The sequence below is a fragment of the Antrihabitans cavernicola genome (assembly GCF_008297975.1).
In the GTDB taxonomy this organism is placed as follows: Bacteria; Actinomycetota; Actinomycetes; order Mycobacteriales; family Mycobacteriaceae; genus Antrihabitans; species Antrihabitans cavernicola.
The window spans coordinates 247,718-261,846 of record NZ_VLNY01000003.1; the positions used below are offsets into that span (position 1 = coordinate 247,718).

The 14,129-nt window shown below is 65.4% G+C and carries 12 protein-coding genes; 6 read left to right on the forward strand and 6 right to left on the reverse strand.

Features of this window, described 5'->3' with window-relative positions:
• Positions 1-2: 2 nt before the first annotated feature.
• On the forward strand, positions 3-1,928 hold the full coding sequence (gene dxs, locus FOY51_RS08400; protein ID WP_149429762.1) for a 1-deoxy-D-xylulose-5-phosphate synthase: 1,926 nt from the start codon (positions 3-5) through the stop codon (positions 1,926-1,928).
• On the opposite strand, the gene FOY51_RS08405 is transcribed toward dxs, so the two are convergent.
• Positions 1,925-3,217, reverse strand: coding sequence for an HRDC domain-containing protein (locus FOY51_RS08405; protein ID WP_149429763.1), 1,293 nt, complete (start codon positions 3,215-3,217; stop codon positions 1,925-1,927). The genes dxs and FOY51_RS08405 overlap by 4 nt on opposite strands.
• A gap of 126 nt (positions 3,218-3,343) precedes the next feature.
• On the opposite strand from FOY51_RS08405, the gene FOY51_RS08410 reads away from it, so the two are divergent.
• A complete protein-coding gene (locus tag FOY51_RS08410) occupies positions 3,344-4,180 on the forward strand; it encodes an alpha/beta fold hydrolase (RefSeq protein WP_149429764.1) in 837 nt (278 codons plus the stop codon).
• On the opposite strand, the gene FOY51_RS08415 is transcribed toward FOY51_RS08410, so the two are convergent.
• Entirely contained in the window at positions 4,125-5,552 is a 1,428-nt protein-coding gene (locus FOY51_RS08415; protein WP_149429765.1) for a WS/DGAT/MGAT family O-acyltransferase, read from the reverse strand. The two genes, FOY51_RS08410 and FOY51_RS08415, sit on opposite strands and share 56 nt — an antisense overlap.
• 86 nt (positions 5,553-5,638) lie before the next feature.
• Between FOY51_RS08415 and FOY51_RS08420 the strand changes: the two genes are divergently transcribed.
• Positions 5,639-6,889, forward strand: coding sequence for an alpha/beta hydrolase (locus FOY51_RS08420; protein WP_149429766.1), 1,251 nt, complete (start codon positions 5,639-5,641; stop codon positions 6,887-6,889).
• Here the strand turns inward: FOY51_RS08420 and FOY51_RS08425 are convergent.
• On the reverse strand, positions 6,886-7,479 hold the full coding sequence (locus FOY51_RS08425) for a DUF3000 domain-containing protein (protein ID WP_149429767.1): 594 nt from the start codon (positions 7,477-7,479) through the stop codon (positions 6,886-6,888). The genes FOY51_RS08420 and FOY51_RS08425 overlap by 4 nt on opposite strands.
• 86 nt (positions 7,480-7,565) lie before the next feature.
• Between FOY51_RS08425 and hemE the strand changes: the two genes are divergently transcribed.
• Genes hemE through hemQ form a run of 3 tightly spaced genes read left to right on the forward strand, consistent with a single transcriptional unit; the run spans position 7,566 to position 10,679 of the window.
• Complete coding sequence (gene hemE, locus FOY51_RS08430) at positions 7,566-8,630, forward strand: uroporphyrinogen decarboxylase (RefSeq protein WP_149429768.1); 1,065 nt, start codon at positions 7,566-7,568, stop codon at positions 8,628-8,630.
• Positions 8,627-9,979 carry a protoporphyrinogen oxidase gene (locus tag FOY51_RS08435; protein WP_149429769.1) on the forward strand — a complete coding sequence of 451 codons (1,353 nt, stop codon included), beginning with the start codon at positions 8,627-8,629 and terminating at the stop codon, positions 9,977-9,979. Before hemE ends, FOY51_RS08435 begins: the two co-directional genes overlap by 4 nt.
• 4 nt (positions 9,980-9,983) lie before the next feature.
• Positions 9,984-10,679, forward strand: coding sequence for a hydrogen peroxide-dependent heme synthase (gene hemQ / locus FOY51_RS08440; RefSeq protein ID WP_149429770.1), 696 nt, complete (start codon positions 9,984-9,986; stop codon positions 10,677-10,679).
• 113 nt (positions 10,680-10,792) lie between these two features.
• Here the strand turns inward: hemQ and msrB are convergent, their stop codons facing one another.
• From msrB to FOY51_RS08455, 3 genes are read right to left on the reverse strand one after another with little or no spacing between them, the layout of a single operon-like run.
• A complete protein-coding gene (msrB, locus tag FOY51_RS08445) occupies positions 10,793-11,212 on the reverse strand; it encodes a peptide-methionine (R)-S-oxide reductase MsrB (protein ID WP_149429771.1) in 420 nt (139 codons plus the stop codon).
• 35 nt (positions 11,213-11,247) lie between these two features.
• A complete protein-coding gene (locus tag FOY51_RS08450; protein WP_149429772.1) occupies positions 11,248-12,507 on the reverse strand; it encodes a glycosyltransferase family 87 protein in 1,260 nt (419 codons plus the stop codon).
• Between the two features lie 44 nt (positions 12,508-12,551).
• Complete coding sequence (locus FOY51_RS08455; protein WP_149429773.1) at positions 12,552-14,117, reverse strand: alpha/beta hydrolase; 1,566 nt, start codon at positions 14,115-14,117, stop codon at positions 12,552-12,554.
• Between the last annotated feature and the right edge of the window lie 12 nt (positions 14,118-14,129).

Consider the following 14,129-nt stretch of genomic DNA (forward strand, 5'->3'; position numbering starts at 1 on the left):
CGTTGGGTGTTCTGTCCCGGGTAGACATGCCCGCTGATCTTCGTGGGCTCTCACTCGACGAAATGACGATGCTCTCAGCCGAGATTCGCGACTTCCTCGTCGAAAAGGTGTCGGCGACCGGCGGCCATCTCGGCCCCAACCTCGGCGTCGTCGAACTGACGCTCGCGATCCACCGCACGTTCGACTCGCCCAACGACGCGATCATCTTCGACACCGGTCATCAGGCGTACGTCCACAAGATCGTGACCGGTCGCAAGGACCGCTTCGAGACGCTCCGGAAGCAGGGCGGTCTGTCCGGCTACCCGTGCCGTGCGGAGAGCGTGCACGACTGGGTCGAGTCCTCGCACGCGTCGGCTTCGCTGTCCTACGCCGACGGGCTCGCGAAGGCTTTCGCCCTCAAGGGCGAGGATCGTCACGTCGTCGCCGTCGTCGGTGATGGTGCCTTGACCGGCGGGATGTGCTGGGAGGCCCTGAACAACATCGCGGCCGGACGCGACCGATCGCTGGTGATCGTCGTCAACGACAACGGCCGCTCGTACGCGCCCACGATCGGTGGACTTGCCGATCGACTCGCGGCACTGCGGTTGCAGCCGGGCTACGAACGTTTCCTCGACACCGGGCGGCGCTTGTTGCAGCGGGTTCCCGGTGGCAAGCCGACCTACTCGGTGTTGCACGGCATCAAGGTCGGGCTCAAGGATGCGATGAGCCCGCAGGTGCTGTTCACCGACTTGGGAATCAAATACCTGGGGCCCGTCGACGGTCATGATCAACAGGCCATGGAGGCCGCGCTTCGACGCGCCAAGGACTTCGGCGGACCGGTCATCGTCCATGCGGTCACCCGCAAGGGGATGGGCTACGAGCACGCAGAGAACCACGAAGCCGACCAGATGCACTCGGTCGCCGTCATCGACCCGACCACGGGCAAGTCGACGAGCACGTCCGCGCGCGACTGGACGTCCGTATTCTCCGACGAGCTGATCGCGCAAGCGGAGCAACGCGACGACATCGTCGCCATCACCGCAGCAATGGCGGGGCCGACGGGGTTGGCCGCCTTCGGTCAGCGCTTCCCCGATCGGACCTACGACGTCGGTATCGCCGAGCAGCACGCGATGGCCTCGGCGGCGGGGCTTGCCCTGGGCGGTCTCCATCCGGTCGTCGCCATCTACTCGACGTTCCTCAACCGCGCCTTCGATCAACTGCTCATGGACGTTGCGTTGCTGCAGCAGCCGGTCACGCTGGTGCTCGACCGTGCGGGCGTCACCGGATCAGACGGCGCAAGCCACAACGGCATGTGGGATCTGTCGTTGCTCGGCATCGTTCCGGGTATGCGGGTTGCCGCACCGCGTGATGCCACCACCTTGCGCGAAGAGTTGGCGGAGGCGCTGGCGATCTCGAACGGTCCTACGGCACTGCGGTTTCCGAAGGGTGCGGTCACCGAAGAGATCGCTGCGGTGAATCGCATCGACGGTGTCGACGTGCTGCACATGCCGAACGGGGGACAGGGCGACGTCCTGCTGGTTGCCGTCGGACCGTTCGCCACCCTCGCGCTCGATACGGCACAGCGCCTCGCCGAGCAGGGCATCTCTGCGGCAGTGGTCGATCCGCGTTGGGTGTTGCCGGTTCCCGAGGCGATCGTGAAGCTCGCCGAAGAGTTCCGGATCGTCGTCACGGTCGAGGACAGCGGTCTGCACGGCGGTATCGGCTCGACGGTGTCCGCGATGCTGCGCGCTGCGGGCTTGGACGTACCGTGTCGCGATCTCGGTGTGCCGCAACAGTTTCTGGACCACGCTTCGCGCGATCAGATTCACCGCGAACTGGGCCTGACTGCGCAGGATCTCTCTCGCCGGATCACCGGCTGGGTTGCGGGTCTCGATCCGGTCGACAGCGCCCACCCGGTGCTCGATGCCGGTAAGCAGGTGCTCGGTTAGTCGGTCGCCGGTTCTTCGGCGACGGCCGGTGCGGTCAGGATTGCCTCGGCCAAGCGATGGACGGTGAGTGTGCGCTGCCACACCCGTGCGTTACCCGCCGCCAGATAGTCGTCTATCGCCGGCACCAACATGTCCGGTGTCGCGAGTAACTCGTCCCACTCGATGCCGTCCCAGACCAAACGCCGCAGCAGGTCCGGTAGCAAGATGTTCTCGACAGGAACCGACACTTCGTCGCTGAGGGCGGCCATCGCGGCCCTTGCGGCTGTGAGCCGTTGTGCCGCTTCGGGATTGCGGCGCGACCAGCGGTTGATCGGCGGCGGTCCGGTGATTTGTTGATTCACCGGCGGGAGTTCGTTGTCGGGCAGTGCCCGGGCTTCGTCGATGGCGTCCAGCCATACCCTCGACATCCGTCGTTGCCGCGGCCCGCCGAAGACAGGCACCTTACGCAGCTGATCAACCGATTTCGGATCGGCCGACGCGGCCGCCACGATCGCCGAATCCGGAAGGACGCGGCCCGGCGCGATATCCTTGCGGCTGGCCAATTCGTCTCGGGCAAGCCACAACTGACGCACCGTGGCCAACTGCCGAGCCTTCTTCAGTGTGTGAATCTGCGACGTGCGGCGCCACCGTTCGGCTTTCGGCTTCGGCGGCCCCGCGGTGCGAATGTATTCGAATTCCTCTGCGGCCCAATCGGTCTTGCCGGTCGCGGCCAGCTCCTCGACCATCTTCTCGCGCAGCTCGAGCAACACTTCCACGTCGAGTGCCGCGTAGTTCAGCCAGGTATCGGGGAGTGGACGCGTGGACCAGTCGGCGGCGCCGTGCCCTTTGCGCAACTCCAGGCCGAGTGTGCGTTCGACGATCGCGGCCAGGCCAACGCGCTCGAACCCGGCGAGTCGGCCTGCCAACTCGGTGTCGTACAGCGCGGCAGGGCGCAAGCCGAGTTCATCGAGCCCCGGCAGGTCCTGGTCGGCCGAATGCAGCACCCATTCGAGCGGATTGATCGCCTCGGCCAGCGGCGCCAGATCGCCGGCGACCGGGATCGGGTCGACGAGGAAACTGCCACTGCCTGCTCGTCGCAGCTGAATCAGATACGCCCGATTCGAGTATCGGAAACCCGACGCCCGCTCGGCATCCACGGCCAAGGGTCCGGTGCCGGCTGCGAGCTCCGCTGCGGCCTCGGCGACGGCATCGGCTGTGTCGATCACCGGCGGCACGCCGTCCGCAGGTTCCAGAAGCGGCACAGGACCGTCCGATGCTTGTTCTACTTCGGACGTACCGGCCTCGGACATAGTGGAGAACTTTACGTGCCGATGGTTCGGTAACTGCGCGACCCCTGAGATTTCCAGGCGAAAGGGATCGTGGTCTCGACCTGTGCTGGTTGACACAGTAGAACCTGTTCTAGTTATGTTGGTGAGATGAAGCTCACTGCCGTTGCGCCGGTCGGCGAGATCCGGACCGGAACTATGGTCGATCTGCCCGGCCGAGGCAGCACGTACGTGGTCGATTCCGGGCCGTCCGATGGACCGACCCTGCTGTTGCTGCACTCGGTTGCCTGCACCGGAATGCTGACCTGGTACCCGGTGTTCGATCGCCTCGCCGCCAAGGGGCGCGTCGTGGTCTTCGATCAGCGCTGGCACGGCCGGGGGATCCGTAGTCCCCGATTCACGTTGGAAGACTGTGTCGACGACGGCATCGCGTTGGCAGACGTTCTGGGTATCGACAGGTTCGTCGCCGTCGGATACTCGATGGGATCACTGTTGGCGCAGCTCACGTGGCGTATGCATGCCGATCGAGTTGCGGGTTTGGTGCTGTGCGCGGCCACCACCAGCTTTCGTCGCGCACCTCGCGAGCGGATGGTGCTCGACGGATTCGCGCGCGCGGTCGCCACTATCGGCGCGGACGCGGGTCCGCTTCCCGTCGATGGCGGCAGGCAGGGCGTCGGCGATCGACGATGGGCCTACGAGCAGTTCCGGCAAACAACGTCCGGCGCCGTCAGCGGGGCAGTTGCGGCCATCGGCAAGTTCGATTCCGCCGACTGGGTCGCCGACATCGATGTGCCGACTTCGGTGGTGGTCACCGCGCGAGATCGCGCGATTCCGCCGAGCCGACAGCGTTGGCTCGCACGCCAGATCGCAGGTGCAACGAGTTACGAAGTGAACTGCGGACACGCAGGGTGCGTCATGAACGCCGAGGAGTTCAGCTCGGGGTTGCTACCTGCGTGCTCGTCTGTTCTCGCTCGTGTGCGGCTTTGACCAACTCTTCGAGCGCCTCGGGGAATGCGTCGGCCAGAGACCACAGGTCGGGAGCCAGCTCGGAGCAGGCGATCAATCCGACGTCGAGCTTGTCCTCCAGCGACATCACGGTGGCGGTCAACCCGGCACCGTGGAAGACGGGTCCCATCGGGTACATGCCGTCGATACGCGCACCAAGGAAATAGAGCGGAACCGGAGGGCCCGGGACATTGGAGACGACCAGGTTGTGAATCACCGGGTGGCGTTCGGCGAGTCGGAGGCCTGCGTAGAGCCGCATCGCCGCACCGAAGGTGGCAGGCGAGGCGAACTGTGCCCAGTCCTGCAGCAGGGTCGCGCCCAGCGCCTCGTTGTGCAGCTTGGACACCACGTTGGCCTCGGCGATCGCCTGTAGCCGCTCGGCCGGATCTTCGATGTCGGTACGCAATTGACTGAACATGCCGGAGACCTTGTTGGTGCCCGGCCGATCCGATGTGGCGTGTACCGACACCGGCACCATCGCAACCAACGACGAGTCGGGAAGCTCGCCGCGATCTTCGAGGTACATGCGCAACGCACTGGCGACGAGAGTGAGCACCACGTCGTTGACCTTCACGCCGAACGCGTTCTTCACAGTCTTGACGTCGGCGATCGCGAGCTTCGTGAATGCGACGCTGCGATGACCTGTGATGGTGCCGTTGAAGGACGTGCGTGGTGCGGTGAACGGCGCGGGCATCGCCTCGCCTCGACGGGCTCGCCCGATCCAGCCGGGTAGCAATGGCATCGCGGACGGCAGCATCTTTGCGAATTGCACAGGGCGAGAGGCGAATCCAAGGAGGCCGCCGAGCGCGAGCTCCATATTGTTGGCACCGCCCGTCTCGTTCCCGCGAGTATCCGCGATCTCCGGGCGTGCGGCGTCCGGTTCGAGGCTGCAGAGTTGCGAGATCATGTTGGCGCCGGTCACGCCGTCGACACCGGAGTGGTGCATCTTGGATACGACAGCCACTCGACCGTCCTCGAGCCCCTCGATCACCCACATCTCCCACAGCGGTCTACTGCGGTCGAGTGGTTGACTGGCGATATGGCCACACAGTTCGGCAACCTCTTTGCGGCCGCCGGGTGCGGGCACGGCGATGCGGTGGCAGTGCCGGTCGATGTCGAAGTCGGGATCGTCGACCCACACCGGATGATCGAGATTGAATCTCGAATCATGGATTTTGCGTCGGAAGCCCGGCATCATTCTCGCGCGAATGGCAAGCTCGGCCTTGAGCTTCTCGAACGAATATCCGTCCGGCGTGGTGGATGGATCGAGCTCGATCAGCCCCACCACGTGCAGCAGTTGGGTCGAGGTTTCCAGATACAGGAAGCTGGCATCGAGCCCACTGAGTCTCTCCATGGCGACCATACTAGAACGTGTTCTAGAATGGCGTCCATCGGTTCGGCAAAATCAATGGTGATGATGGTCACGGAGGAGTTGACGGCGTGACGCGACGGTTCCTGTTTCGACAAGCGGCAAATCTGGCATTGACGGTGAATGCGGTGCGCCCGGTGCCGGGCATGACGGCCTCGCTTCCGGTGTTCTTCGCGGGGTGGCTCACCTCGGAGCTGGCGCCGCAGCTCCTTGCCGCGACGGCTCTGGACGCGTCGGTGCACGTGGCGCGACGCGGTCTCGGCGATCGATCCGACCGCCTCGGCGTAGCGGCGGCGGGTGCGTCCGCGATCGGCCTTGCGGCGATGACCGTGAGCGCCCGCCGAGCAGGCACCGAGGTGGAGGACGCGCTCACCGAGGGTTTGGGCCCCGACTATCGCGAGGTGGCCGACCTACCCGGTCGCACCGCCGAGGCATTGCCGTTGCGCAAGTTGGCGATGCCGTTCCATGTCCGGCGACCCGACGTCGTCCGGCACCGCAACCTGGCGTACGCGGAGGGCGGCAAGCGATTTGCCGTCGACATCTTTCATCACCGCGACATGCCGTCGAACGCTCCGCTGCTGTTGGAGATACACGGTGGCGGCTGGGTGACCAGCAACAAAGATCACCAGGCGTTGCCCTTGATGGTGGAGATGGCATCGCGCGGGTGGGTCTGCGCGTCGATCAACTACCCGCTGTCGCCGAAGGCGAAATGGCCTGACCAGCCGATCGCAGTCAAACGTGCGATCACCTGGTTCAAGGAGCACGCCGGCGAGTACGGGGGCACGCCGGAGTTCCTGGCTATCACCGGCGGATCCGCGGGCGGGCACCTCGCTGCACTCGCGGCGCTCACACCGAACGACCCATCGGTGCAACCGGGATTCGAGTCGGCCGACACGTCGGTTCAGGCCTGTGTTCCGATGTACGCGCCGACGGACATGGCGAACGAGACGGGACTGAAGAGTGTGCGCCTGCGCAGCGAATCGTTCCTGATGCCGATGGTGTTCGGTAAGGGCGCGAAGTTCCCGGACGACTATCTTGTGGCCTCGCCCTACGCGAAGGTTCGCGCGGACGCCCCGCCGTTCTTCGTGGTGCACGGCTCGAACGATTCGCTGGTGCCGGTGCCCGAATCGCGGGCGTTCGTCGAGCACCTGCGATCGGTATCCCGAAATCCGGTGGCCTACGCCGAGTTGAAGGGAGCGCAGCACGCGTTCGACGTGTTCGCATCACTTCGCAGCATCGAGGTACTCAACGGTGTGACGAGGTTCCTGGAGTGGTCGCGGGTGCATGCGCGCTCGACCGAGCGCGTGGCGGTGGGCAGCTAAGTCCGGTTGTGCTGGCCCAGTTCGGTGATGCCGGCGGGCGGCAGACCAGCCGCGTAGGCGAGTACGTCGCAGAACGCTTCTACGTGCGGGGCAAGAGCTTCGGACGTTGCTGTCCAGGATGCGCGCAGCTCGAGCTGGTGCGCACTGGGCGGACCGGCGATGTCGCCGTAGCGGACCGAGCTGGTCGCCGTGACAGTGCCGCCGAGAGCGTTGAGCGGTTCGGAGCGCGATTCCAACGCTTCGGTCAACCAACTCCACGCGACCTCGGGCAGCAGCGGATCGCCCGCGAGCGCCGCTTCGAGGTCGGCCTGGATGTAGGCGACCAGTCGTAGGTTGCCGTTCCACGCGTCGTCGCCGTTGGGGTCGTAGAGCAGGATCAGACGGCCGAAGGCGTCACCCTCGGACTGTTCGGGGATCACGTCCGTATCGGCGTGCTTGACCTCGGCGCTGATCGCATACGAGTAGGGAGCCAGCTTCTGCGGCGGACGCATCGGGCCCAGTTCGATGCCTGGATGGACCACAGCCGCATGCATCGCGTCGATGGCGGCGCGAAACGGTGCTGGCTCGGCAGCGGTACCCGACGTTGTCACAGAATCGGACGGTAGACGGGGTTGCTGCTCGCGAGCGGCAGGCGCGCCGAGTAGTCACCGCTTTACCGCGTGAGACGATGGAGTAGATGAGCGAATTACTGGGAAGCACCCGCCGGCAGTTGGTCGATTCACCGTTTCTCGCCGCGGCGACAGGCCGCATTCCGAGCCGTCGGCCGGTGTGGTTCATGCGGCAGGCCGGACGATCGTTACCGGAATATCGGGAGATCCGCGCAGGCATCGGAATGCTGGAATCGTGCTTCGATCCGGCCCTGGTCTGCGAGATCACGTTGCAGCCGGTTCGCCGCCACGGCGTGGACGCGGCCATCCTGTTCTCCGACATCGTCGTACCGCTCAAGGCGGCGGGCATCGATCTCGACATCGTGTCCGGTGTCGGCCCGGTGATCGCGAACCCGATCCGCTCGACGGCGGACGTTGCCGCCCTGCCACACCTCGAGCCCGGCGCTGTCGGCGCCATCGGCGAGGCCGTTCAACTCCTCACCGCGGAGCTGGGCGATACGCCGCTGATCGGATTCGCCGGGGCACCGTTCACGCTGGCGTCGTATCTGGTCGAAGGCGGGCCGAGCCGCAATCATGAGCGCACCAAGGCGCTCATGCACTCCGATCCGGCCACCTGGCATGCCTTGCTGGGCGCGTTGACCGACATCACCATCGGCTTTCTGCAGGCGCAACTGCAGGCCGGTGTCGACGCTATCCAGCTCTTCGATTCCTGGGCGGGCACGCTCTCGCTCGCGCAATACCGCACCTTCGTTCTGCCGCACAGCGAGCGCGTGTTCGCCGAGCTGTCGGATTGGGGCGTGCCGCGCATTCACTTCGGCGTCGGCACCGGCGAGCTGCTCGGCGTCATGGGCGAGGCGGGCGCCGACGTGGTCGGCGTCGACTGGCGCATCCCGCTACCCGATGCGGCCCGACGCGTCGGAGCCGGAAAAGCGTTGCAGGGCAACCTCGATCCCGCTGTACTGTTCGCCGGTCAGGAGGCCGTCGATACGGAGGTGCGACGGATCGCTGCCGAGGCCGACGAGGCGATCGCACTCGGCTCTGCGGGTCACATCTTCAATCTCGGCCACGGCGTGCTCCCCGACACCGATCCCACTGTGCTCACGTCGGTGGTGGAGCTGGTGCATTCGCTGTGACGTCGGTTGCGGTGATCGGCGGCGGTATCGCCGGCCTGGTTGCCGCTTATCGCTTGCGGCACAGCCTCGGTGACGCCGCGACGATCACGGTGATCGAGGCGTCCGACCGAGTCGGCGGGAAGCTGCGCACCGAATCTCTGGCCGGTGGTTCGGTGGATGTCGGTGCGGAGGCGTTCATAGCCCGACGCCCGGAGGTGCCTGCGCTGCTCACCGAACTGGGTCTCGCAGACCAGCTGGTGCATCCAGCGGGGTTGCGGCCGTTGGTGTTTGCGGGCGGGTCGTTGCATGCGCTCCCCGCCGCGACACTGATGGGCGTCCCATCGGGGCCGGATTCGATGGTCGGTCTGGTCGACGACGCGACGATCGCCAGAATCACCGACGAGCCCAACTCTGCGCTGACGTGGAATCGCGATACCGACGTCGACGTCGCGTCGTTGGTTGCCGCGCGTTTCGGTGAGCAGGTGGTGGCGCGATCGGTCGATCCGTTGTTGGGCGGGGTGTATTCCGGGCGTGCCGACACCATCGGGATCCGTGCCGCACTGCCGACCTTGGCGAAGGCCTTGGATGCGGGTGCGCCGAACCTCACACAGGCTGTGCGCGACGCGATGCCGCAGCCGAGCGCGGGTCCGGTCTTCGGCGGTATCCGCGATGGTTACGGGGTGCTCCTCGACGCGTTGGTGGCAGCAGCCGATGCATCGGTACTCACCGGGACCGCAGTGGAGTCCCTCGAGCGGGTTGGTGATCGGTGGTCGGTTGCGCCGATCGGGACATTCGACGCCGTCGTGCTCGCTGTTCCCGCACCGGGTCTTGCGTCGCTGTTGGGCGACAGTGCACCCGACGCCGCCGGAGCTGCGAGTCGGATCGCTGTTGCCGCGTCGGCGTTGGTAACACTGGCTTTTCCGGCGGACACCGCGTTGCCCCAGCACTCCGGTGTACTCATCGGATCGGGGGAACCGTTGCACGCCAAGGCTTTCACGCTGTCGAGCAACAAGTGGCCACACTTGCGCGAACGTGAGGCCGTGTTGGTTCGCGCGTCGTTCGGTCGATTCGGTGACGACTCGACGGTGCGGTGGCCGGATGCCGAGTTGGTGTCTGCGGCTCGAGCCGACCTGTCGACCGTCCTGGGCGTTACCGCCGAACCGGTCGGATCAGTGGTGCAGCGGTGGTGGACAGGGCTGCCGCAATACGGGCCGGGCCACCTGGATCGGGTGCGTGCGATCGAGGACGGCGTGGCACGACTGGACGGGCTCGAGGTGGCCGGCGGGTTCCTGCACGGAGTCGGAGTTCCCGCGTGCGTGGCGTCGGGTACGGCCGCAGCGCAGCGCTTGGCGGCACGAGTGGCACCATAGAGGCATGGCACGCCTCGACTTCGACGCACTCAATTCCACCATCCGATACCTGATGTTCTCGGTCTTCCAGGTGCAACCGGGCGTTCTCGGCGACGATCGCGAGGCCGCCATCAAGGAGGCACGCGTCTTCTTCGAAGGCCTCGCCGACAAAGACGTGGTGGTACGCGGGATCTACGACGTGGCGGGTTTGCGCGCCGATGCCGACTTCATGATCTGGACGCACGCCGAGAAGATCGAGGATCTGCAGGCTGCGTATTCCGACTTCCGCCGCAGCACGGCTCTGGGTCGCGCGAGCGCGCCGGTGTGGAGCAACGTGGCGCTGCACCGCCCTGCGGAATTCAACAAGAGCCACCTGCCTGCGTTTCTGACGGGGGAGGAGCCGGGCAACTACATCTGCGTCTACCCCTTCGTCCGCTCGTACGACTGGTACCTGCTGCCCGACGCCGAGCGCCGCAAGATGCTCGCCGATCACGGCAAGGAGGCTCGCGATTACCCCGATGTGCGGGCGAACACGGTCAGCTCGTTCGCGCTCGGCGACTACGAATGGATCCTCGCGTTCGAGGCGCCGGAGTTGCATCGGATCGTCGACCTGATGCGCGATCTTCGCGCGACCGAGGCGAGGCGTCATGTGCGCGAAGAAGTTCCGTTCTTCACAGGTCCACGAGTCGATGTCGAGAAGCTCATCACCGCACTGCCGTAACTAACGCACTGCCGTAGTCGTTCCCGGGTGAATGTACCTTTCGTTCGATCTGAGCGAACGAAAGGTACATTCACCCAGGTCAGGGGCCGGCAGACGTAGGCGTGCGGGGAGCGCTACTCCTTCGGTCGCAACGTCAAACTGATGCTGTTGATGCAGTAGCGCTGATCGGTCGGGGTGTCGTAGCCCTCACCTTCGAAGACGTGGCCGAGGTGGCTCTTGCAGTTGGCGCACACGACCTCGACACGCTTCATGCCCATCGACCGGTCTTCGTGAAGGATCACGGCGTCGGTGTCCTTCGGGTCGAAGAACGACGGCCAGCCACAGTGCGATTCGAACTTCTCCGAGCTGCGGAACAACTCGGCGCCACAGGCGCGGCAAGCGTAGACGCCTTCGGTTTTGGTATCGGTGTATTCACCGGTGAACGGCCGTTCGGTGCCTGCCTTGCGGAGTACCGCGTACTCGTCGGGCGTGAGGCGCTCGCGCCACTGGTCCTCGGTGATCTGGTCTGCGGGAGTGTTCTCCAGGGAACTCATGCCTCCACGCTAATACGTCGTCGCGTAATGCGTGCTCAGGACCGCGCGGGCACCCGTTCGGGCTCAGCGTCCCTCAGGAATGCGGGGTCGATTCCCGACTCCAGCCTGCCCTCGCGTTTCGCGACGAGATAGCGATCCACCAGAACGGCGCACACCACGATCAGCAGCAGACTCCAGCCGAACGTGATCTTCATGTACTCCGCCCACCGACCCATGGTCGGGAATCTGTTGGACAACCACTGGTCGTACGACAGGAATCCGTAGATCGCCAGCCACGCAGGCCAGTTCCGCAGCACCGAGTTTCGAAGCACCACCGTCATCAGCATGGGGAACAGGAACATCGAGTAGTACATCTGGCCAAGCGAGCTGAGCAGGAACTGCGCAGTCATCAGGACGCCCGACGCGGTGGTGACGAAGAACAGCTCGTCGTCGCGGTAGTAGCGATACAGCAGCCAGAGCGAGACCAGCACGATGATGCCGAACAGCACTCGCATGAACCACACCAGACCGTCGGGAAGGCCGTAGTACAAGCCGTTTCCGACGATCGTGCTGTTGAAGTAGTCGCGCGACTCGCTCAAGTAGGGCGCGGTGTGATGGATGAAGTCCATCGGGTCGGCCGAGAGCGGCCATGCGATGAGCGTCAGCACGACGGGAACACCGATTGCCGTGATGAAGACCTTCCATTGCCCGCGAACCAGCGCGATCAACAGCAGCGGAGCGAGGATCGGTTTCACTGCGAGCGTGAGGCCCATCGCCACACCCGCCCACAGGTCACGCCGCGAGAGCAACAACATGATGAATCCGACTTCGCCGAGCAGGACGAGGCCGTTGACGTTGGTGAAGACCAACGTGTTGGTGACAGTCTCCGACATGAACATCGTGAGCAATAGAATCGGCGCCGCGATCGACGACAGCGTGAATTTGAACAACCGCAGCAGCAGGTATCCCGCGATGATGATCGCGATCGCGTTGATCGCGATGAAGCACCACCGCGACTTCTCCGGGTCGATGATTGCGATCGGCGAGAACAGCAATGTGGCGCTGGGCGCGTAGAGGTAGTGCGGGTCGACGTAGTCGAAGTTGGTGTCGTAGACGGGCTTGTGATTCAGAAAGGCAAGGGCGGCGCGATAAACAGGGGAGTAGTCGTCGGTGATGTAGCCGTTCACGGCCTTGACCACCACTCGCTGCAGCACGGTCAGGATGGCGATAGGCCACAGTGCGTACTTGATCACGTCGCTGGCAGATCGCCCCGTGCGCGGCTCGAGCTGTCTAAGGAACACTGGGGCACGGTACACCGGCCGAGTCCTTTCGCCGTGTGGACACCCCGGTCACCAGCACTTCACGCAGGACACACCGTTCCGTTCGGCGGCAGCTTGCCGGTGTCGGCATACGCAACGGCCGCTGCCTGGGCGCAGCCGGAATGCGCGAGCGTCGGATGGCCCCAGCCCTGCCAATTGACCGTCGACGGGCGACCACCGGCCCCCGACACCGCACCTGTCGCCGAACCGAGCCCCGCATTGCCCGCAACGGGATCTGCCGCGCCACTGAGCGCCAATACCGGAATCTTCAGGTTCGTCACTCCTGCGGGTGAGGGTGCGACGGGCCACGCGGTGCAGGCGAGCATGCTGGTTGCGGCCTGCTTGCCGAAGACCGGATAGAGCCGATCCCACTTCTCCTGCAACTCACGGACGCGCTGCTGCGCGGGCCACTGCTGACCGTCGCTGCACCGAGCTATGAACTGTCCGTCGCTCCCGATCGCGGCCTCCTGCGATGCGATCAACGCCGAAAGGGCTGCTGTGTCACCCGTACCCGCCGACGACAATGCATCCGACAAGGCCCGCAGCTGGTTCTGCTGATCGGCGCGCGGCGAGCCGAGGAAGCCGTACAGGGCCGTCAGCAGCGCATTCGACGAGATCGGCCCCAGTCCGCCGTTCCCGGCGCGCTTGATCAGATCGATGATCGCCCCGTGCGGATCCGGGCCGAGCGAACATTTCAGGCCGACGCAGCGGGCTGAGAATGCCGCGACGGCGGCCTCCGCACCCTGCACCCGTTGCTCGGTGATCGTCGTGGCGTCCATGTTGACCCCCGGTGGGGAATCCATGATCAGGCGGCCGACGTGGGTCGGGTACTTCGCCGCGTAGGCGAGGGCGACGTTGGTGCCGTTGCCGGTGCCGATGATGCCCAGGCTGTCGACCTGCCAGACCAAGCGCAGCTGCTCGAGGTCGTCGGCGGCGTGGGGTGCATCGAACGCCAGCTCCTGCGGCTGCAGAAAGTCTTTGCAGGCAATCGTCGCCTTCTCGCTGAACGCGGCGAGGGCGGTGACGGCATCGGGATACTCCATCGTGAACTCGGCGTTGTCGGCCAACGCGCGGCGCGTATCGGCCGGAATGCAGTCGATCGGTGTCGACGTGCCGATGCCGCGCCTGTCGACGGCGACTATCGGGCGAGCGGCGAGCAGGCCGCCGGCGGGTGCGGCGGCGAGTCCCGCCAGGGTCGCGGTGGACGAACGATCCGAGCCCGACGTCAACACCAACGGCGCCGCATCGAGGGGCGTCTGGGGGAGACGGGCGCGGAGAGCGCCGACGTTGAAGGTGCCGTAGATGGCCCCGGACGAATCGACGGGCGCAGGAAAGTCGGCGCATTCCAGGATCAGGCCGTTGGGGCCTGCACCGAGTCCGAGCGAGTCCAAAGTCGTTCGCGTGCAGTCACGCCACGCCAGATCGCCCTTCGGCTTCGCGAGGGCGGGCAATTTGTCCGCAGCGTTGGGTGTGGTGGTTCCCGCAGACCCGCTACCCGGACTTTGCTGCTCGACCGCAACCCCCGGTCGTTCGGATGGACCGGCACCGCACGCGGAGCAGACCGCGACAACTATCGAGATGGCGGCCGCCAACCGTGTCCAGCGCATGCTGCACAGCCT